Origin of the sequence: Paenibacillus agricola (genome assembly GCF_011440305.1) — a bacterium.
Lineage (GTDB): Bacteria > Bacillota > Bacilli > Paenibacillales > NBRC-103111 > Paenibacillus_S > Paenibacillus_S agricola.
Genome location: NZ_JAAOIW010000003.1, coordinates 262537 through 282449, shown reverse-complemented (window position 1 = coordinate 282449; position 19913 = coordinate 262537). Strand labels below are relative to the sequence as shown.

Genomic DNA, 19913 nt, shown 5'->3' with positions numbered 1-19913 from the left:
CTTCCATTCCCCTCTAAAAAGTGCTGTCGTGTTGAAAAAGCTATTGCGATTAGGACATAACTATATTCCGCAGCAGCTATGAAATCCCCTTTTTTTCTACAAAAACAAATGGGTTTCAATGATTCCATTAAGATAAACGATCCTCATATAGAATGCAATCAAATTATAAGTCAAGTTTATTAATTTTGGTCTCTGAATTACACAAAAGCTTGGGCAAGCCGAAGCTGCATGTTAAAATGAATATTAAAAGAGATAAAAAGGAGCGGTTTCATGACGGATCATCGCAATCTTTTGGAATTGGAAGAGGTAGCGAGACAATTGTTTCGTAAAATGGTCTCCAATGGCTCTAAGGCTAATGAGAGCGGCATCACGCCTTCACAAGGCTTCCTGCTGGATAAATTGGACAGTGACGGTCCGCTGAAAGCTTCGCAGCTAGCTGATATCTTGGGTTATACACCAGGAGCGATTACATCCATGTCAGACAAGCTGATAGCGGCAGGACTCGTGGAGCGGGAGAGAACCGAGGAAGATCGGCGCGTCGTTTATTTAAGAATTAATGAGGAAGGTCGCCAATTGATCGGCAAAATCCGATTGCAGCGCAGAGCGAATATCGAAACGTTCTTCGGTGATTTGGCTGATGAGGATATTCAGCATTTAATTCGAATTTTTAAGGAAGTAACGAGTAAAGAAAACCTTTAAGCCGCTTACGAAGCTAGTTTTCTGCGGGGAACATGATAGCAAATGCTTGAGGAGCTAGTTTTCCTTGAAAACTTTTAGGAGGTCATGATGGACAACATACAATGGAGCTTGCCTGGTGATATTTTGATTTGGGATCGGACTGGGCAACACGAACAAGAAACAGAGAAGGAAACAGGACAAGAGCAGGAAAATATACTGCTGCCCTTTGCCCTAGACGAGATTTTGTGCAGGCGTGTTGGCGAGGGGGGAACGCCCATTGTACATATATGGCGGCATCCTCGCGCCTTTGTGATGGGCTTGCGTGATAGCAGGCTTCCCCACGCACTGGAGGCGAAGCAGTGGCTGGAGGCGCAGGGTTACTCGGCGGCTGTCAGAAATTCAGGAGGTGCCGCGGTGCCACTTGATCTTGGCGTGGTCAATCTCACGCTAATCCTGCCGAAACAGCAGGGGCATATCGATTTCCGCAATGACTTTGAAAAGATGTACTTATTGATTAAGGAAGCCCTACATACATTAAGTCCGGATGTGGCGAAAGGTGAAATTAAAGGTGCTTATTGCCCAGGTGACTATGATCTAAGCATTGGAGGTCTTAAATTTTGTGGAATTGCCCAGCGGCGGCAAGCTCATGCGATTGCTGTCCAAGCCTTCGTTGTCGTACGGGGTTCTGGTAAAGAGAAGGCTGAGTTGGCCAAAAGCTTTTATGATATCGCAACAGAAGGTGATTGTGGCGCTAGCGAGCAATGCTTTCCGAAGGTGACGGCAGATAGCATGGCGAGCCTGGACGAGCTAATCGGTCTTGCGGACGAGCAATTATTTATCGATTCTATCAAGGATGTGGTAAGGAAGCGCAAGAGCGGTGAGAGCGGTGAAGCAGCGACGCTTAAGCTGCCGGAGGAAGCAGAAATTGCGGCAATGGTCGATACCTTGCAGAGCCGGTATGGTCTTGAGAAATAATAAACAGGATATGGATCTGGATTTATGTCGGAAGACAAGAATATTATCTCATTAAGAGTCGCGTAAATCGCGGCTTTTTTGTTTTATGGGATAAAGGTCTTGTCATGTGCCAATGACAAGACCTTTATCTCATTCCCGATGGGAAATAATTGGATCTTTATTTCAGCCACATACCCAACGCGTTACCCGAAATATTGCAATTAGGAACGTCAGTCCAAATTAAAAGCTTTAACTAGGGCTATTCGCTAAAGTAACGGGAGTAAAGTTTAACTTATATAATTTCCCTAGCAATTAGGCAAGCAGGTTGTTGCCGATTCTTCTTGTAAGCAAATTCAAGCTCTTAGTCATTGTAGATCGGAAATTTTTGTGCATCCTCGTCGGGCATACATGAAATGGCCAATAGCTACTAATTTGAAGCCGGCAAGTCAGTAGGTAGGAATGGACAATTTTCCGCGACCCTGCTGCATTCAGTACGATCTGCAATTCCTTGACCTTGAGTTTACTTACTGGAAATCCGCAGGCTTTGGAGCCATCATTTACTTGGCGGCGCTAACCAGTATTGATCCAAGATTATGGAGCAAGTAAATGGTAGCAAATTTGCCATATTACACTGCCAAGTATAGTGTATGAGCAACATTATAGAAGTCGGCTTTAGCCAGGTGTACATCCTGCAAAATTCGACAGTTTCCAATGTGTCCGAAGTCATCAGCCCGTATACTTCAGTTTATTTTTTACTTCATATTCACCAGAAGCATCCGAATGGAACGATTATCTGTGATCTCTTTCCCTAACTATCCATTGTATTCGTGCTATTCTTGTCCGCCTTTAAATGATATTATGAGTCAAAAGTAACTATAATAAAAGTACACACTTTTTTGTTACATAATAACTAAAAAGTGATAATTATAACCGGGAGATGTTATGTTAAACATGAAAACTTATTACTGTGACCTAGAAGTTACTATGGAGGTTATCGGAGGGAAGTGGAAGGGGCTTATTTTATACTATTTGATAAAAGGTCCAAAACGGACGAGCGAATTAAAGAGACTTGTGCATAGTATTTCTCAAAAAATGCTTATTCAAACACTTAGAGAATTAGAAACGAACGGACTAATAAGTAGGAAGATGTACAATCAAGTACCTCCAAAAGTCGAATATTCAACTACAGAACTTGGTCAATCGCTTGAACCTATTCTGAGAGCGCTTTGCAATTGGGGTGACAATTATGCAGAGAAATCATTCGCTAAGGGTGAGTTCCAAATTTTGCATATTGATTAAAAGTAAAATAAAACGATGACATGCTTAGGGACATTCTTATTTTTCATTAAAATAAATGGTTAAAAACCTAAGTGTACTCTAGTTTACAATGGCTAATAATTTATTTAGGGATAAGAAGCAATCTCTGAATCATGCAAACCAACAGGGGATACTCTGTTAGAAACAGGTAGTCTAAAGCTAGCAGAATAATTATTGTTTTGGAATTGGAGTGGTATAATCACAATTATCACTTTTTGGTTACTATATAACAAAAAAGTGGGTACTTGTTAATTCGATACATTTGATCGATAATAACTCTTGTTGGATGCACCGAAGAAATTAATGAAAAGAACTATTATATTTACCACAAAAAAAGTTAAGGGGTGTGTGACTATGTCCAAAAATTCAAGTCAAGTTATTCTAAACATCCGTTTCAAAATAAAACCAGGTATGAAAGAGACTTTCCGCGACAGTCTCTTTGCAATGATTAACAATTTCAGAAACGATCCTAAATTCGTAAATGCCATCGTTTCCGATGATATTGATAGTCCGGATGATCTTCATATATATGAAATCTGGCAAGGTACTAGAGATAGTTGGGTACAGGAAGAGTTTCCAAAGCCTTATCGCAAAGAATACGAGGAGTCACTTACAGGCTTAATTGATGAAAGAATTGTAAGCTGGCTTGAACCAATCGGAGAATGGGGAAGCCAACTAACGAATGTGCCTCGCTAAATGTTCTAGCCGATTTTTCTATTTCCTTGCGAAGAGAATGGGAAACAACGTACGGGATAACCGAATAGCGGCTGGATATGCAGGATGACAAAATCGAGTATAACTCAGTTTACCGGCGGCATAAAGACCAACCATCCAAAATGGCTGGGTCTTTATGTTGATAAATGTGTTCAATTTGTAGCCATACTTCGTTCATTAGATTTTAAAAGGTCATTCACAAGTCCCTTTCATAGTGTAATGAATCTTGATGTTGCGACTCATAGATTTGTTGGCACGATCGGCAATAATTATTACTTTTTAGTTACTATATAACAAAAAAATAGGTACTTCTATTATTGTTACTTGGTTCGTAATGTCGTTTGTGGGATGTTCTTAACAGATTATTACTGATAAATGGCAGTCAGGACATATTACTTAGAACAAAAATTAACATACAAGGAGAGTCATAACATGGGAAAGTTTAATGGTAAAGTAGCAGTTGTTACAGGAGGTACTAGCGGTATTGGTCTTGCAACAGCGCAGCAGTTTGCAAAAGAAGGTGCGCATGTTTTTATTACAGGACGCAGACAAAGTGAACTGGATGCAGCGGTAAAGCTGATTGGGAAGAATGTAACTGGTATTCAAGGTGATATTTCCAAGTTGGAAGATTTGGACAAACTGTACGAAGCAGTGAAGCAAGAAAAAGGACATTTAGACATCCTCTTTGCAAATGCTGGGATTGGATCTATGCTTCCACTGGGCCAAATTACAGAAGAGCATTATTACAAAATATTCGACGTTAACGTAAAAGGAACGATATTCACGGTTCAAAAGGCATTACCCTTGTTTCCTAACAATGTAGGTTCGATTATCCTTACTGGATCCACAGCCGGTTCCATTGGGGACCCAGCATTCAGTGTTTATGGCGCATCGAAGGCAGCAATAAGGCAGCTAATACGCAACTGGATACTTGATCTAAAAGGGACTGAAATTCGTGTAAACGTCCTTAGTCCTGGGTTCGTTCATACACCGGCTTATGATGACTTATTCGGAGCCGAATTAGCTAATGTTCTTGAACATGCCAAGACTGTAACTCCGCTAGGAAGAGTGGGAACCGTTGTAGAAATCGCAAATGCTGTCATGTTCCTTGCCTCTAATGAAAGCAGCTATATAAATGGAATTGAATTGTTCGTGGACGGAGGAACTGCACAAATTTAGTTCGGAGAGACATCCTAGATGAATTAATCAGGGGGGAAGTGTAAATTTTCTTTTACTCATGTCATTTATGGGATAAGGTTCTTGTCTCCCGACAATTTACAAGACCAACTGTAGCTGTACAGTTGGTTCTTTTTTTGTTGTAAAAAACCAAACATAACACAAGCCTATATAGAAATTATCATACTATCCGTCTAAATTAGTGAACTATAATTTAAAAGGTTGGTATCCAATTACTGGAAACCATTACATTCTCCAGCTTTGACTTTCTCGTAAAGGGAGTGGTCGATGGAACTCACAGCGATGGTACTGAACAGAGGATGTTCAAGGATTAATCTTACAGCCAGAGGATTAAGACGAGACGAACTCAAGCTTATACCAAAAAGGAGTGTTTCCATTGATAATAAAAAGCGAAATAAACTGATCTCTCTGCTGTTCATATTTTTACTGGCCATTATCGTAATCCCTTTTGTGGCATTGCCTGCTTTTGCAGCTACTTTATTAAGCGATGATTTCGAAGCCTACAGCAGCTTTCCTTCCGGGTCTTCGACGAATGCATCCGGCAACGGCACATGGAGCACTCCACTACAGGCACCAACGCTCCATAGCTAAGCAAGGGCTCCAAATAGGAAGATTCAAATAGAGAGGTCCACATATGGATAGGACGCTTGCGATATAGCAGGCGTTTTTTTTCCTGTTAACAAAAAGTGTGAAATGGCTTCCTAACATAACCGCTTGTTGCAATTGATAAACATTGTTTCAAGCCCATTTTCCTTCTATAATGGTTACGGTAATGAGTAGTGTGGTCGGAGATTCTTATGAATTAGAGGTGAATAAGTATGTATACGATGACCGCAGAGGAAATAAAAGCTTATTTAAATAGAATAGGGATAGCAAATATTGAGGCTCCAACTAAAGCCTACTTATTTGAGCTACATAAAGCTCATGTCAAAACTCTCTCATGGCAAACCGTTGATATTTTTGCGCGAAAGCCTGCTGCTATTGGTTTTAGAGAATCTGTTGAGCTTATTTTGAAGCGTAGAAGTGGTTATTGCTTTCATTTGAATGGGGCGTTCAGCCTGCTTCTTCGTTCATTAGGCTATCAAGTATCTTTGCATCGAGCAGGAGTCCAACCGTTAGGAGCCGAGCCCCGAATTAATTCCTTCCATTTGGGGTTAACGGTAACCTTATTAAATGAACATGCTGAAAATGAAAAATGGATTATCGATGTTGGCTTAGGCGATATGCCTTTAGAGCCTGTTCCTCTACATAACGGAATTTATGAACAAGCCCCATTTCTATATAAAGTTGTCGATTCTAAGGTTGTCACTAAGGGTTGGCGTTTAGAGCATGACCCTTTGGCCTCTTTTATAGGAGTGGATTTTGACCCTGCTGTCCTTAACGACCTGGAAGAATTTAAACCCAAGCATGAGTATTATAGCCGCGCGGCAGATTCCCCTTGGTTTGATATATTCCTTATTAGGCAAAGGCATGAGGCAGGCAGCAATGAGCTTAGAGGTTGCATCTGGAACAAACGAGGGCTTAGTGGAGTGGAAAAGGTAGAGCTTTCTAATAAGTCCCAATGGCTAGAGGTTTTGGGCGATATCTTCGATGAGCATCTCGTCAATTATAGTACCCAAGAACGTGACGAGCTATGGAAAAGAGTACAGTCAGCCCATGTAGATTGGAAAAAATCCAAATCATTATAGCAACAAGCTGCGTATCCCAAAGGGAAAGCCGCCCTGGGGCGCCCTTGCGAATTCCGAAGCGCACCTGGCGCCTCCCAAAGGGACAGCCGCCCTGGAGCCGCCTTTGCGAATTCCGAAGGAACAGCCCGCCCGGTACGCACCTGGTGCCCCAAAAGGAAGCCCGCTTGGAGCGCCTTTGCGAATTCCGAAGGAACAGCTCAACTTCGACACGCTGACCGTCAGCGTGTTGTTTGTGCATTTGAGGTTCCGCCCCCAGCCAAAAGCCAAGCGTGTCCCGTAGGGACGAAAGCGCCCCGAGAACGCCAAAGCCTCGCGCCCATCCACGCACCAAAAGCCAAGCGTGTCCCGCAGGGACGAAAGCGCCCCGAGAACGCCAAAGTTCAGCACACGGAGCGGGAGTCCAGAGGGCTGGACCTCTGGGGCCCTCCCTTAAAAGGGAGGGTGGGGAGGGTTGTCCCCCCTACAGGAACAACTTCAACGCCTCGGGCAGCTCCTTTTGCCAAAATCCCCATATATGCTTGCCGGGCTTCTCCACATAAGTGAGCTGGCAATTCCGCTCTTTAAACAGCTGCTTGGCCACACGGTTGGCTTCTAGAAAATCGAAGGAGCCACCTTTGGTAGTTACCTCGGTTTCGTCTGTGCCAATCAGCATGTACAGCTTTAACCACGATAAATCAGTCTCATCGACTAGTCGATCTTGGGTTGGTTGTAAAAATGCACCCGATAAGGATAGGACATTGCAAAATAGGCTACGATAATTCAAAGCGAGATGTAGCGAGACCGTTCCTCCTAATGAATCTCCTGCGAGAATGCGATCCTTGGCGGTGGCACCAACAGGATATTTGCTTTCAATAAAGGCAAGCAGCTCCTCAGTGAAAAACTGGCAATAGGCGTCAAAGCGGGAATCACCAGGTGTATACTCAGAGGTGCGTTTGGCTATATCAACATCGACACCAACGATGATGGCAGGTTGGACGCCTTCATCATAAACCAAATGGTTTAAAATCGTAGCAATTCGTCCAAAATTAAAAAATTGCTCGCCATCCTGACAATAAATGACGGGGTACGTTGTTAGCTCCTGGTAACCCGGCGGTAATAAGACTCGGACAGGGCGGCTTTCTCCCAAAGCTTCCGAGGGAATGAGTTCTTTTACAATTGTGCGTTTGTAATAAATAGCGTCGTCCATAAGGCTTTCCTCCTGTTGTATTAGTATAGTTTTTAAGAAATTATTAATCTGTACTATATGTTTTTAAAAACTGTTATACAGACTTAAATCGATAAAAATCATATTTTTCAAGTAAGTGGTTGTGTTCTGAGTGAAAACAGGTTTATAATACTACTATAACAGAATTCCATCTTTATTGGCATTGAAATCCTACTATTGAGGTGAATGTACATGAGTAAGCCGTATGAAGTAGCTGTTACCGAGGTGCAGCCTTTATCTGTTCTAGCGCCCGATGGCACTATCGTGAATGAACAGGAAATGCCGAAATTGAACGATGAGCAATTGAAAGAATTAATGAGACGCATGGTATTTACGCGTACTTGGGATCAACGGGCAGTTAATTTAACCCGTCAAGGCCGTTTGGGCTTTTACGCTCCAGTATCTGGTCAAGAAGCAACTATGATTGGTAGCGAGTTCATTCTCAATAAAGATGATTTTGTATGTCCGGGTTATCGTGATATGCCACAAATCGTTTGGCATGGTCTTCCGATGTATCAGGCATTTCTATACTCCCGTGGTCACCAGCACGGTGGACAAATTCCTGAAGATGTACATGTGCTTATGCCACAAATTATTATCGGTGCACAAATTCTTCATGCGATGGGCGTAGCAATGGCGTTCAAAAAACGCGGCGAGAAGCGTGTAGCGATTACTTATACAGGTGACGGAGGTTCCTCCGAGGGCGATTTCTACGAAGGCATGAACTTTGCAGGTGCATTTAAGCTGCCAGCAATTTTTGTTGTGCAAAATAATGGTTATGCCATTACGACTCCTTTTGCCAAACAGACAGCAGCCTTATCGGTTGCACACAAAGCAGTAGCCGCTGGTATTGTGGGCGTGCAGGTTGATGGTATGGACGTATTGGCTGTAGTTAAAGCTGTACAGGATGCCGCTGAGCGCGGACGTAACGGCGAAGGTGCAACATTGATCGAAGCCATCACTTACCGTTTTCTGCCGCATTCCATGTCAGGTGACGATCCTTCCAAGTATCGTACGAAGGAAGAAACAAGCGAGTGGGAACAAACTAAGGATCCATTGAATCGTTTCCGGATCTTTTTGACAGCTAAAGGCTTATGGTCTGAAGCAGAGGAAGCTAAAGTTGTAGAAGAAGCCAAAGAAGCAGTAGCCGAAGCCATCAAAAAAGCAGAAGCTGTGGAAAAAATGACAATTCCAGGCTTAATCGATAGCATGTTTGAAGTAACACCGGCCCATCTAGAAGAGCAAAAAGCGGATTATATCAAGTAATAAGGGAGGAACCAAGAACCATGGCACAGATGACGATGATTCAAGCGATAAAGGATGCAATGCGCGTTGAGCTAGAGCGCGATCCGAATGTAGTCATATTTGGGGAAGATGTAGGTAAGGTTGGCGGTGTATTCCGTGCAACGGAAGGCCTGCAAGCTGAATTCGGCGAGGACCGTGTATTCGACACGCCTTTAGCTGAATCCGCAATCGGAGGTTTGGCTGTAGGCATGGGCATTCAGGGCTTTCGCCCAATAGCTGAAATCCAATTTGTCGGATTTATATATGAAGCTTTAGATCAAATTTGTGTACAAGCTGCACGTATGCGTTACCGTTCAGGCGGCCGTTACAATGCACCAATCACCTTCCGTACGCCTTTTGGCGGTGGAGTTAAAGCGGCAGAGCTTCACACCGATTCATTGGAAGGCTTGATTGCACAAACACCAGGGATTAAAGTGGTTATCCCTTCCAATCCTTATGATGCGAAGGGATTACTGATTTCGGCAATCCGCGATAATGATCCTGTATTTTTTATGGAGCATTTGAATTTGTACCGCTCTTTCCGTGCCGAAGTTCCAGAAGGCGAATATACAGTGCCAATCGGCAAAGCCAAAGTTGTCCGCGAAGGCTCCGATGTGACCATTATTACCTACGGCGCCATGGTGCATACATCACTTAAAGCTGCTGAGGAAATCGAAAAAACTCGTGGAACTAAAGTCGAGGTTATCGACATTCGTACGTTGGTGCCGCTTGATATTGATACGATTGTAGAATCGATCCAAAAAACAAACCGTGCCATCGTCGTACAAGAAGCACAAAAATCGTCCGGTATCGCTGCTGAAATTATCGCGCAAATTAATGAAAAAGCGATTTTGCACCTTGAGGCTCCAGTGCTTCGTATTTCGGCACCAGATACGGTATATGCGTTCTCGCAGGTTGAAGACCAATGGCTTCCTAATCCGGCTCGGATCATTGATGGTTTGAATAAAGTTTTGGATTTTTAAAGGTACGAAATTTACGCAAAACTCAGCAATGCTTACGAAGTAAGTTTTGCTATGCAAAAACTCTAAGGAGGTTAAACAGTGGCGATATACGAATATAAATTTCCCGAGCTTGGTGAGGGCATCCATGAGGGCGAAATCGTCAAATGGCTCGTGAAGCCAGGCGATGTGGTTAATGATGAGACGATCATTATGGAAGTCCAAAATGATAAGTCAACGGTAGAAGTTCCTGCACCTGTCGAAGGTAAAATCGTTGAGATCAAAGTTGCCGAAGGTACAGTCTGTACCATTGGCGACCTGATCGCAACTATCGAAGTTGCTGGCGAGGTGCCTCAGCAAGCCGGAGGCCATGGCCACGGTGAAAGCGCGGCTCCACTGGCGCCAACCGAAGCAGCACCAGCTGCTAAAGGCGAAGGCCAAGACGCTGAGTGCGCGGTAGGCGGAGCGGTCGCGGCTAACGTTGCGAACTCGAAGCTGGACACGCCACTAGCTGGCGGCGAAGCACCAAAGGCAGCAGGCGACGCGGGCGGAGCAGCCGCTGGCAGCAAGGCACTTGCCACGCCAAGCGTGCGCAAGCTCGCTCGCGAGAAGGGCTTGAACATCGGGCAAGTCACAGCTAGCGGGCCCAACGGCCGCGTGACGAAGGAAGATGTTCTTGCTTTTGCCGCAGGCGGCGGTGCGCCCGCAGCAGCAGCCAAGGCTGCAAGCGAAGCGCCTGCAGCCACAGATGCAGCTCCGGCTGCTGAAGCAGGCTCTGCAGCACCTAGCGCAGCAGCTGCTGTGAGCGGGGAACGCATCGAAGAGCGCGTTCCATTCAAAGGCATTCGCAAAGCAATCGCGAACGCCATGGTTAAATCTGTATACACTGCTCCCCATGTAACCTTGATGGATGAGGTTGATGTAACCCAACTGGTTGCGCTTCGCGAGAAGGCCAAACCTATTGCTGAGAAAAAAGGCGTCAAAATCACTTACTTGCCTTTCATCGTTAAAGCCTTGGTTGCGGCAGCGCGTCAATTCCCAGCTATGAATGCAATGATTGACGAGGAAAAGAACGAGATCGTCTACAAAAAGTATTACCATATCGGGATTGCAACAGACACGGATAACGGCTTGATCGTTCCGGTCATTCAGGATGCAGACCGTAAAAACATTTGGACCATTGCTGCGGCCATTAAGGATTTGGCAGCTCGTGGACGTGACGGCAAGCTTACTTCAGCCGAAATGAGAGGCAGCACGCTGTCGATTACGAATATCGGTTCTGCTGGCGGCATGTTTTTCACACCTGTCATTAACTTCCCGGAAGTAGCTATTTTGGGTACAGGCCGCATCACAGAAAAACCAGTTGTCAAAAATGGTGAAATCGTGATTGCTCCTGTTATGGCGCTTTCCTTAAGCTTTGACCATCGGATTATTGATGGGGCAACTGCCCAGCAGTTCGTAAATTATATTAAACAATTGCTTGCTGATCCAGAACTATTAATTATGGAGGTGTAACATATGGTAGTAGGAGACGCATCAGTCGAAATTGACGTATTGGTAATCGGTGCAGGACCAGGTGGATATGTAGCAGCTATTCGTGCTTCCCAACTGGGCAAAAGTGTTCTGATCGTAGATAAATCTGAAGTCGGTGGCGTATGTTTAAACCGCGGATGCATTCCATCCAAAGCCTTAATTCATGCAGCTGAAGAATTCGAGGCAGCTAGTCATAACGCATCTATCGGGATTATTGCCGAAAATGTTAAGGTTGATTTCACTAAGGTTCAAGAGTGGAAATCCGGCATTGTGAAAAAAATGACAGGCGGCGTTGGCCAACTGCTTAAAGGCAATAACATTACCGTATTCAACGGTGAAGCATTGTTCATTAACGAAAATGAAGCCCGCTGCTTTAACGATAATGAAACTGCACGTTTTCGTTTCAAGGATTGCATTATCGCTACAGGCTCCCGTCCAATTGAGCTAAAGGCATTCCCTTTTGGCGGTCGTATTTTATCATCCACAGAAGCGCTTGACTTGAAGGAAGTTCCTGAGAGCCTAATCGTCATCGGTGGCGGTTATATCGGGATTGAGCTGGGTCAAACCTACTCGAAGCTGGGTTCGAAGGTAACGGTGCTGGAAGGCTTCGATACCATTCTGCCAGGTTTTGAGAAAGAATTGTCTACATTGGTCGGCCGTAGCTTGAAAAAAGGCGGCGTAGAAGTGTTCACCGAAGCGTTGGCACAAAGCGCGGAGCAAACCGATAAAGATATTACGGTTACTTTTACGGTGAAGGGTGAAGAGAAAAAGGTTACCGCACAATATGTGCTAGTGACTGTTGGACGCCGTGCAAACACAGATGGCGATCTATCTCTGGAATTAGCGGGCGTTGAGGTTGGCGAACGTGGATTGATAAAAATTAATGAAAAATGCCAAACGAATGTTCCACACATTTATGCAATTGGTGACATTGTGGCTGGACCTGCTCTGGCTCATAAAGCTTCGTATGAAGGCAAGGTAGCTGCTGAAGCTATCGCCGGACAACCAAGTGTAATCGATTATAAATGCATCCCATCTGTCGTTTTCGCTGACCCGGAAATTGCCAGTGTGGGCTTAAGTGAAACAGAAGCGAAGGCTCAAGGCAAAAATACGAGTGTTGGTAAATTCCCTTATGGGGCTAATGGCCGTGCTCTTTCGATGAATACATCAGACGGCTTCGTTAAGCTGATTGGTGACAAGGATTCAGGCTTGCTGCTGGGTGCACAAGTCGTGGGTAAGGAAGCTTCAAACGTTATTGCCGAGTTAGGCTTAGCGATTGAATTAGGAGCTACTGTTGAAGATATTGCGCTGACGATTCATTCGCATCCTTCCTTAGGTGAAATTACTATGGATGCTGCTGAAGTATTGTTAGGCCATCCGATCCATATTCTTGGCAAAAAATAAGTTCGACAAGCCCACATCCTTTTAATACGAAATAAGCTTGGAGCCCTCGTGCCCCAAGCTTATTTTTGTATAGCTGGCAGCATAAACCTTATGAAGATCAAATATAGTTCAAGTTATTTTCAATAAATTTAATAAAGATATTGTTGATATTAAATGGAAAGAGCTGTTCTTTTTCGAAAAAATTCAGATTTTTCATGTATAATAGAATTGAAATGATGGGATTTACCTTTTGAAAGGGAGTAAGAGATGGAGCATTTGCACGGCACATACAACATGCTACTAGTTTTAATTTCCTACATAATAGCATTGGCAGCCTGTTATTCAGCACTTGACCTAGCGGGGAGAATTAATAAAGCTAAAGGTTTGGCAAGGAGGCTCTGGTTGGTTTACGGGGCGGCATCGATGGGACTAGGCATCTGGTCGATGCATTTTATAGGCATGCTTGCTATTACTTTGCCGATGGAAATAGGTTACCATGTAGACCTTGTTGTTCTTTCCGTCTTTTTAGCTATAATCGCTTCCTATATTGCTTTGTTTTTTGTAGGCCGTAATGAGCTAGGGGTCAAGCAGCTGTTAATTGGTGGAATAACTATGGCGAGTGGTATTTCGGGTATGCATTATGTTGGCATGGCTGCGATGATGGTCAATACTAGCTACAAACCCATGCTGGTGATCCTCTCTATCGCCGTTGCTACGGCTACTTCTATTGCCGCTTTATGGCTTTTGTTCCGTTTTAGGAATGATGAATCCCGCTATGCCGTTCTCTACAAGCTGGGAAGCGGCATGCTTATGGGTGCCGCGATAACGGGCATGCATTATATTGGGATGACCGCGGCGCAATTCCATTCTGTTGAGCAATCGATGAATTTGCCAGACATGGAGATTAAGCAAGGGATATTGGCTTATATCATTGCAGGAGGGACGATAGTAGCGCTTAGTATCACGTTGTTTGGCATTACTATGAATAAACGTTTAACCCAGAAGGATTCGGCTATCGTGGAAAATGAGCGATGGTACCGATCGCTTTATGAGAATAATTCCATGGCTATTGTATCAGTAGACATCAATGGTACAATTATTAGCATCAATCCTGCTGTGACGCAAATAACCGGGCTGCAAGAAGCGGATTTTATCAATAAGCATGTTTCGACAATTGGACTTCTTGTTAGTGAAGAGCTTAGGGACCAAACCAAAGCCACTTATTATAAATCCTTTGAAGAAAAGCCTCAGTATTATGAGACTACCTACATAAATAGCGAAGGTACACATATCGAGCTTAGCTTTATTAATGTTCCCGTGGAGATTGAGGGGAAGCTTGTCGGCAATCATATTATTGCCAAGGATATTACAGAGGATAAGCGATCCAAAGAAATAATTCAAAATTTAGCCTATCACGATGAATTAACAGGGCTGCCCAATCGTAGAATGTTTAACCAGCTGCTTACACAAACGATCGCAGCAACTGCGGGGACGCCGCTGCGGTTTGCGATGATGGTATTGGACATCGACCGTTTCAAGTTGATTAATGACTCGCTTGGGCATACCTACGGGGATATGTTCCTCAAGGAGATGAGCGAGCGCATTGTTGAAAGCATAGCTCCTTACCGAGTCACACTGGCACGGCTGGGCGGAGATGAGTTTACGTTGATCTGCGATAACTGCTATGGTGAAGACGAAGTGATGGAGATTGCGGAGCAGGTTGTCAAAGTGATCCAACTGCCCTATCAACTCAAGGAGCATGATTTTTATGTGACCGCTAGTATCGGGATTGCGATATACCCTGACCATGGTGAAGAGCCCGTGCAATTATTGAAAAATGCCGATACGGCGATGTATGAGGTAAAGAAAAAGGGTAAAAATGGCTTTGGGCTTTTTAGCCGCCATCTGGACGAAGAGCTGTTACAAAAGGTGGAAATGGAAATTAATTTAAGAAAAGCGATTGAGCACAATGAGTTTGTGCTGTATTATCAGCCACAGATACGCCCAATCGATAGCCGGATGATAGGCATGGAAGCGCTAGTCCGGTGGAAGCATCCTACTAAAGGGATGCTTCCGCCTGGGATGTTTATTTCGATTGCTGAAGAAACAGGAATGATTTATGAACTAGGCACTTGGGTGCTGCGTGAGGCTTGTCGGCAAATGCGCGAGTGGCATGACGCAGGAGGCCCGCTGATTCCTGTCTCGGTGAATTTATCCTCCCAACAGTTCCATCAAACCAATTTGGTTGCTTATATTCGGAAGATCCTTGATGAAACCGGGCTGGATCCGCAATATTTGGAGCTGGAAATTACCGAGGGGATGATGATGGACGCTTCGGTTTCTACTGTGATTTTGAATGAATTGACCGCATTGGGAATTCGGATCAGTCTGGATGACTTCGGAAAGGGCTATAGCTCACTTAGTTATTTGAAATTATTCCCGATTCATAAGCTTAAGATCGACAGGTCGTTTATTTCTGATATTACTAATAATGATAGTGATAAAGCGATAGTGGCTACGATCATTGCGATGGCAAAGCATTTGAATTTGGAAGTGATTGCCGAGGGGATCGAAACGAAGGATCAGCTGGATATTTTAATGGCAAATGAGTGCAAGGAAATCCAAGGTTTTTATTATAGCCGCCCTTTGTCAGCGGCTGACGTTGAAGCTGCATTTTTTGTGCCCATGCGGTTAGTCTGATCCTGCTTAAGTGTTAAATTCTAATAAATTTATAAGTTTTGGAGCGAAGTGGATGAACGATACCGGGTTTAAACACGCCAAAATACTGATCGTGGATGATCAGCAATTTAATATTAATCTTTTGGAAATTATTTTGAAGCGTGAAGGCTTCAAGTATTTGTTCAGTACGATGAATCCGCTGGAAACGCAGGCTCTCTTGGTGGAGCTTGACCCTGATATTGTTTTGTTGGATTTGCATATGCCCGTTATGGACGGGATTAAAGTTTTAGAGATGATACGTGAACAAACGGATGAAGACAGCTACCTGCCTGTGCTGGTGCTTACGGCCGATATTACAGCCGATGCTAAAAAAAGGACGCTGGAGGCAGGAGCCAATGACTTTCTGACTAAGCCCTTTGATCTTACGGAGGTTATTCTTCGCATTAATAATTTACTGAAAACCCGATATCTTCATCTTCAGTTGCAGCACCATAACAGCAATTTGGAGGGAAGGGTGCGGGAGCGGATGGATGAGCTCAGGCAAGCAAAAACGGAAATTTTGCAGCTACTCGGCCGCGCTTCGGAATATCGGGACGATATGACGGGGCAGCATACACACCGCGTTGGCCAGCTAGCGGGCTTGATAGCAGCCCGCTTGGGGCTGCCTGAGGAACAAGTCCAGATGATCGAAATGGCAGCGCCGCTGCATGATATTGGCAAGATCGGGATCCCGGACGAGGTTTTGCTCAAGCCGGGAAGGTTTGAGCCGCATGAATTCGAGCGGATGAAAGCCCATACGGCGATTGGCGCAAGCATTTTGGAGGGCAGCTATTTCACCATCCTGAAAATAGCAGGCTTGATCGCTTGCTCCCACCATGAGAAATGGGATGGTACGGGTTATCCGCATGGCCTGAGCGGTGAAGACATCCCTGTAGAGGCGCGGATCGTAGCGCTGGCTGATTTCTATGACGCCTTAACCCATGAGCGTCCTTATAAAAAAGCATGGACGCACCAGGAAGCGATCGACGAGGTGCTTAGGCAACGTGGCTTCCACTTTGACCCGCTTATTGTTGATGTGTTCATTCATTTATTTCAGGAGCATGAGGCTGTTATCTAATCTTGCCTTACAAGTTAGTCCCAGCAAAGCTGCGAAGCTTCTTCATCTTTATTTGATGAGGGAGCTTTTTTGGTTTATTCTGGGGGTCATCGAAAGATCATCCAATAACGACAGTCAAAAAGTAATCAGTATAATCCTGACTTATGAAAACGTGTATAAATTGTTATTTATGTAGCAAGAGGTAAAGAGCAATACCGTCGGATTTGGCTTGCCCTTTCGAAATATGAGATAATAATCGATAGCCTTTATACAGGATGGGTGAGGTGAGCTTCGGGAAAAGCCCTAGACCAAAAGCCCGTCTGCCCCATTGCCCAATGGAGCAGGGATGGACGGACGGAAGCTGCTTCATCTTAAGCAGTCTGGACGCGAACAAGCTGCTTCATCATATTAGACTGGCTGCTGGTGCATTGAACCTTATCAACGGTGGCGCATAGGCTTGGTTTTTTTGGCTGGTTTAGCCCGCTTGGATTTAAGCTTTAACAGTCTGGAAATCAGTAGGGATCTCGCACGGCGAGAAGCTGTTGAGGCCATGGTAACCACGCGTAAGGTCTGGGTTAGCTGGTTATATTCGAGCCCCTGTTTTTTGCCGGGACTAAGTCGGAACTTGCGCAAATTCGTTGCAGTTAGCCAAAAGTCAACTTCAAGCTCATTTTCGGGAACCTCAACCTTGAGCTTTTTGCTGGTGGAGCCTGAAGCGAAGGTGATAGTGGTATTGGGCAAGCTGGGAATGCCAAGCCAGCTTAATAAGGTATAACCTATGGTGATCGTTCGATCATGGTTTTTGCGTGGTTCCACAAGGAGTTGTCCATAAGCTTGGCTTGTCGTAATGCGGTGCATTTGCAGCTTGCTCTCTTGGGGATCATACTCCAGCATAAAACGGCTTCCATCCCGTAGCTTGTATTTTCGAGCTGTTCCGGGATCGACCTCTATATAGTTAAACGCACAATCACTGCCTTGCTCATGAAGGACTCTAACGCTCCCTTCGAGAGTTGCACGTTGTAAAGTGACCGTACGGCCGTTTCCAATTAAATATAGATCATTAGGTAAACCGCCTTCACAATTATTAACCAACACAATCGTGTTATCTGCTAAATCTTTCGAGACATTGATGTCTACGATGCCATTTGCCACGAAACGCTCACTCCTTATCTAAGTATACTGAGTATACTGAATTCCCATACTTAATCACTTCTTTACCATATGTTATCAAGTTTGCGGTTGTTTGTATGGTTGTACCGTAGAGCATGACAATGCACCAAAATAGATGATCATAAGGAGTCTGAACATGGACAAGCGACAAGTTATAGCAGAAGCGGCATTTTACGCAAGGGAGCAATTAGAGCAAGATTCCAGCGGCCATGATTGGTGGCATGTTGATCGAGTGACCCGAACGGCGCTGCTCATTGCAAAAGAGGAAACGGCTGATCCATTCATCTGTGAGCTGGCCGCTTTGTTGCATGATGTGGCAGATGAGAAGCTTAATCCATCTATGGAAGCGGGGATTGCCAAAGTAAGAGATTGGTTGAAGAACCATGAAGTTGAGCCTGCTGCGATGGAGCATGTGATGACCATTATAAGCACGATATCTTATAAAGGAGGGCATAATCCGCCAGTGGCTACGAAGGAAGCGCAAGTTGTGCAAGATGCGGATCGCTTGGACGCACTCGGAGCGATTGGCATAGCCCGAACATTTGCATATTCAGGCTGGAAAGGCCAATTGATTCATGACCCGGAATGGGCTCCTCGAACGGAATTAACGGTTGAAGCTTATCGTAATGGCAAATCTACAGCGATTGGGCATTTTGATGAAAAGCTACTGAAGCTAAAGAATTTGATGAACACGGCAACTGGCAAAAGGATCGCAGAGGAGCGGCATCTAGTGATGGAGCGTTTCCTGGAGCAGTTCCATCGTGAATGGAACGGTTTGGAGACCTAAATTGATGGGCAATTAAGACTAATGGTAACAACCGGCTCCTATTTAATTAGGAAGCCGGTTGTTTCACATGGGTGGCCATGCTTGTTGCTGCCTACGTATTGCGAATACGGCGATAGAGCAAGCTGTTGCTGCGACTGCTAATAAGAATGAAGCCATTGCGCCGTAAGCATCTTGCTACTCTCCTTACGGAACCGTTTATTACAAGTAGGTTGCGGCAAGGGGAAGCGCTACCGATACACAAAACCCGGTAATAATAGGCACTCGATTGTTCGTAGTGCGGAATCACCTCCTTCCTTGGTGATCTTATAGTTAATGCAGAACAGGTAGCCTCGGAAACGGACAGACACCTCAAGGCTAGTAATTTCACAGATAGAGAGGGAGCTAGAGTCATGCGAAGTATAAAAGCAGTAGGTATTGATGGATGCAGAGCGGGGTGGATTGCTTTCCTATTTAATGGCACTGTAAAACAGCTGTGGGAAGCGAAAGTTTACGAGACTATTGATGCTTTGTGGGAGGAACTCAGTGAAGTAGATTTGCTGTTGATAGATATGCCGATAGGATTGCCTGCTCACCAAGCACCTGTGCGGTTATGTGATGTGGAGGCAAGAAAGCTGCTGAGACCAACCCGGGCATCCAGTATTTTTCCCGCTCCCATTCGTGATCTGCTGGCTGTACAGGAGTATCCAGAAGCCAATGCCCTTAGCAAAAAGCTGGCTTCCCGAGGCTTATCCAAACAAACCTGGAACCTGATGCCCAAAATTCGTGAGCTGGACTTGCTGCTCCAAGCGAACATTGCCGCCAGGCTGAAGCTTCGCGAATCTCATCCAGAGCTAATCTTTGCCTCCTTAAATGGAGGGATACCGCTTACACACAATAAAAAAACGCAAGCAGGCTACGAGCAGCGCTTGCAGCTTTTGCTAAAGTGGTGCCCAGAGGCTCATACCTTGGTGGAGCAAGCTTTAATACAATTCCAACGTAAAGCAGCCGCAAGAGATGATATTGTGGATGCGCTGGTATTGGCTATTTCTGCGCGATGGGGCGCAAATGAGGTGGGAGTGCTTGAGAAGCTTCCAACCATCCAACAATACGACGCTACCGGACTTCCCATGGAAATTTACTTTCCAAAGATTAAGTAACCTATGATGATTGATTATGTATACGTTTACAAGTCAGTTCTGCAAGGATGTTGAAGGTGTGCAAGAATGTCTAACCCCTTTAACCTGCAACGGATTGTGATGAACAAAAGAGTATGATTGAGGTCCAAGTCACT

Annotated in this window: 19 protein-coding genes and 1 pseudogene; 17 read left to right on the top strand and 3 right to left on the bottom strand. The window is 44.7% G+C overall.

Annotated features, from left to right (window positions below):
- The first annotated feature begins 270 nt into the window (after nt 1–270).
- The 8 genes and pseudogenes from G9U52_RS09270 to G9U52_RS09240 all read left to right on the top strand — a co-directional run bounded on the left by G9U52_RS09270 (nt 271) and on the right by G9U52_RS09240 (nt 6548).
- Nucleotides 271–699: a MarR family winged helix-turn-helix transcriptional regulator gene (locus G9U52_RS09270; protein WP_166148666.1), complete on the top strand. Its 429-nt coding sequence runs from the start codon at nt 271–273 to the stop codon at nt 697–699.
- Nucleotides 700–783: 84 nt separating this feature from the next.
- Complete coding sequence (locus tag G9U52_RS09265) at nt 784–1653, top strand: lipoate--protein ligase family protein (RefSeq protein ID WP_311764833.1); 870 nt, start codon at nt 784–786, stop codon at nt 1651–1653.
- 507 nt (nt 1654–2160) lie between these two features.
- A pseudogene (locus G9U52_RS39855) lies at nt 2161–2369 on the top strand (sugar ABC transporter permease); the annotation flags it as partial.
- Between the two features lie 214 nt (nt 2370–2583).
- Nucleotides 2584–2931: a winged helix-turn-helix transcriptional regulator gene (locus G9U52_RS09260; protein WP_166148664.1), complete on the top strand. Its 348-nt coding sequence runs from the start codon at nt 2584–2586 to the stop codon at nt 2929–2931.
- Nucleotides 2932–3303: 372 nt separating this feature from the next.
- Entirely contained in the window at nt 3304–3645 is a 342-nt protein-coding gene (locus G9U52_RS09255; protein ID WP_166148663.1) for a putative quinol monooxygenase, read from the top strand.
- 450 nt (nt 3646–4095) lie between these two features.
- A complete protein-coding gene (locus tag G9U52_RS09250) occupies nt 4096–4842 on the top strand; it encodes an SDR family NAD(P)-dependent oxidoreductase (protein WP_166148662.1) in 747 nt (248 codons plus the stop codon).
- 285 nt (nt 4843–5127) lie between these two features.
- Entirely contained in the window at nt 5128–5451 is a 324-nt protein-coding gene (locus G9U52_RS09245) for a hypothetical protein (RefSeq protein ID WP_166148661.1), read from the top strand.
- 227 nt (nt 5452–5678) lie between these two features.
- Nucleotides 5679–6548: an arylamine N-acetyltransferase family protein gene (locus G9U52_RS09240; RefSeq protein ID WP_166148660.1), complete on the top strand. Its 870-nt coding sequence runs from the start codon at nt 5679–5681 to the stop codon at nt 6546–6548.
- On the opposite strand, the gene G9U52_RS09235 is transcribed toward G9U52_RS09240, so the two are convergent.
- Both G9U52_RS09235 and G9U52_RS09230 read right to left on the bottom strand, forming a co-directional pair.
- On the bottom strand, nt 6543–6935 hold the full coding sequence (locus G9U52_RS09235; protein ID WP_166148659.1) for a hypothetical protein: 393 nt from the start codon (nt 6933–6935) through the stop codon (nt 6543–6545). The two genes, G9U52_RS09240 and G9U52_RS09235, sit on opposite strands and share 6 nt — an antisense overlap.
- A 73-nt stretch (nt 6936–7008) precedes the next feature.
- Nucleotides 7009–7734, bottom strand: coding sequence for an alpha/beta hydrolase (locus G9U52_RS09230; protein ID WP_166148658.1), 726 nt, complete (start codon nt 7732–7734; stop codon nt 7009–7011).
- A gap of 210 nt (nt 7735–7944) precedes the next feature.
- Here G9U52_RS09230 and pdhA point away from each other — a divergent pair, with 210 nt between their 5' ends.
- The 7 genes from pdhA to G9U52_RS09195 all read left to right on the top strand — a co-directional run bounded on the left by pdhA (nt 7945) and on the right by G9U52_RS09195 (nt 17141).
- Nucleotides 7945–9018 (top strand): pyruvate dehydrogenase (acetyl-transferring) E1 component subunit alpha, encoded by a 1074-nt coding sequence (gene pdhA, locus G9U52_RS09225; protein WP_166148657.1) that lies wholly within the window; start codon nt 7945–7947, stop codon nt 9016–9018.
- A 20-nt stretch (nt 9019–9038) separates the two neighbouring features.
- On the top strand, nt 9039–10019 hold the full coding sequence (locus G9U52_RS09220) for an alpha-ketoacid dehydrogenase subunit beta (protein WP_166148656.1): 981 nt from the start codon (nt 9039–9041) through the stop codon (nt 10017–10019).
- Nucleotides 10020–10097: 78 nt separating this feature from the next.
- Nucleotides 10098–11510 carry a dihydrolipoamide acetyltransferase family protein gene (locus G9U52_RS09215; RefSeq protein WP_166148655.1) on the top strand — a complete coding sequence of 471 codons (1413 nt, stop codon included), beginning with the start codon at nt 10098–10100 and terminating at the stop codon, nt 11508–11510.
- A 3-nt stretch (nt 11511–11513) separates the two neighbouring features.
- A complete protein-coding gene (gene lpdA, locus G9U52_RS09210; RefSeq protein WP_166148653.1) occupies nt 11514–12932 on the top strand; it encodes a dihydrolipoyl dehydrogenase in 1419 nt (472 codons plus the stop codon).
- A 273-nt stretch (nt 12933–13205) separates the two neighbouring features.
- A complete protein-coding gene (locus G9U52_RS09205; RefSeq protein WP_311764832.1) occupies nt 13206–15611 on the top strand; it encodes an EAL domain-containing protein in 2406 nt (801 codons plus the stop codon).
- Between the two features lie 52 nt (nt 15612–15663).
- Nucleotides 15664–16707 (top strand): HD-GYP domain-containing protein, encoded by a 1044-nt coding sequence (locus G9U52_RS09200; protein WP_166148649.1) that lies wholly within the window; start codon nt 15664–15666, stop codon nt 16705–16707.
- A 263-nt stretch (nt 16708–16970) separates the two neighbouring features.
- On the top strand, nt 16971–17141 hold the full coding sequence (locus G9U52_RS09195; protein ID WP_166148646.1) for a hypothetical protein: 171 nt from the start codon (nt 16971–16973) through the stop codon (nt 17139–17141).
- On the opposite strand, the gene G9U52_RS09190 is transcribed toward G9U52_RS09195, so the two are convergent.
- Nucleotides 17125–17838: a hypothetical protein gene (locus G9U52_RS09190; RefSeq protein ID WP_166148644.1), complete on the bottom strand. Its 714-nt coding sequence runs from the start codon at nt 17836–17838 to the stop codon at nt 17125–17127. The genes G9U52_RS09195 and G9U52_RS09190 overlap by 17 nt on opposite strands.
- Nucleotides 17839–17992: 154 nt before the next feature.
- On the opposite strand from G9U52_RS09190, the gene G9U52_RS09185 reads away from it, so the two are divergent.
- Nucleotides 17993–18643, top strand: a complete 651-nt coding sequence (locus G9U52_RS09185; RefSeq protein ID WP_166148643.1) for an HD domain-containing protein — start codon at nt 17993–17995, stop codon at nt 18641–18643.
- Between the two features lie 389 nt (nt 18644–19032).
- Complete coding sequence (locus G9U52_RS09180) at nt 19033–19779, top strand: DUF429 domain-containing protein (protein ID WP_166148641.1); 747 nt, start codon at nt 19033–19035, stop codon at nt 19777–19779.
- The last annotated feature ends 134 nt before the right edge of the window (nt 19780–19913 follow it).

Coding starts and splice junctions, on each gene's coding strand:
- G9U52_RS09200 (WP_166148649.1), top strand. CDS start 15,664: ATGAACGATACCGGGTTTAAACACGCCAAAATACTGATCGTGGATGAT.
- lpdA (WP_166148653.1), top strand. CDS start 11,514: ATGGTAGTAGGAGACGCATCAGTCGAAATTGACGTATTGGTAATCGGT.
- G9U52_RS09230 (WP_166148658.1), bottom strand. CDS start 7,734: ATGGACGACGCTATTTATTACAAACGCACAATTGTAAAAGAACTCATT.
- G9U52_RS09220 (WP_166148656.1), top strand. CDS start 9,039: ATGGCACAGATGACGATGATTCAAGCGATAAAGGATGCAATGCGCGTT.
- G9U52_RS09245 (WP_166148661.1), top strand. CDS start 5,128: ATGGAACTCACAGCGATGGTACTGAACAGAGGATGTTCAAGGATTAAT.
- G9U52_RS09240 (WP_166148660.1), top strand. CDS start 5,679: ATGTATACGATGACCGCAGAGGAAATAAAAGCTTATTTAAATAGAATA.
- G9U52_RS09260 (WP_166148664.1), top strand. CDS start 2,584: ATGAAAACTTATTACTGTGACCTAGAAGTTACTATGGAGGTTATCGGA.
- G9U52_RS09270 (WP_166148666.1), top strand. CDS start 271: ATGACGGATCATCGCAATCTTTTGGAATTGGAAGAGGTAGCGAGACAA.
- G9U52_RS09250 (WP_166148662.1), top strand. CDS start 4,096: ATGGGAAAGTTTAATGGTAAAGTAGCAGTTGTTACAGGAGGTACTAGC.
- G9U52_RS09255 (WP_166148663.1), top strand. CDS start 3,304: ATGTCCAAAAATTCAAGTCAAGTTATTCTAAACATCCGTTTCAAAATA.
- G9U52_RS09185 (WP_166148643.1), top strand. CDS start 17,993: ATGGACAAGCGACAAGTTATAGCAGAAGCGGCATTTTACGCAAGGGAG.
- G9U52_RS09265 (WP_311764833.1), top strand. CDS start 784: ATGATGGACAACATACAATGGAGCTTGCCTGGTGATATTTTGATTTGG.
- G9U52_RS09205 (WP_311764832.1), top strand. CDS start 13,206: ATGCTACTAGTTTTAATTTCCTACATAATAGCATTGGCAGCCTGTTAT.
- pdhA (WP_166148657.1), top strand. CDS start 7,945: ATGAGTAAGCCGTATGAAGTAGCTGTTACCGAGGTGCAGCCTTTATCT.
- G9U52_RS09180 (WP_166148641.1), top strand. CDS start 19,033: ATGCGAAGTATAAAAGCAGTAGGTATTGATGGATGCAGAGCGGGGTGG.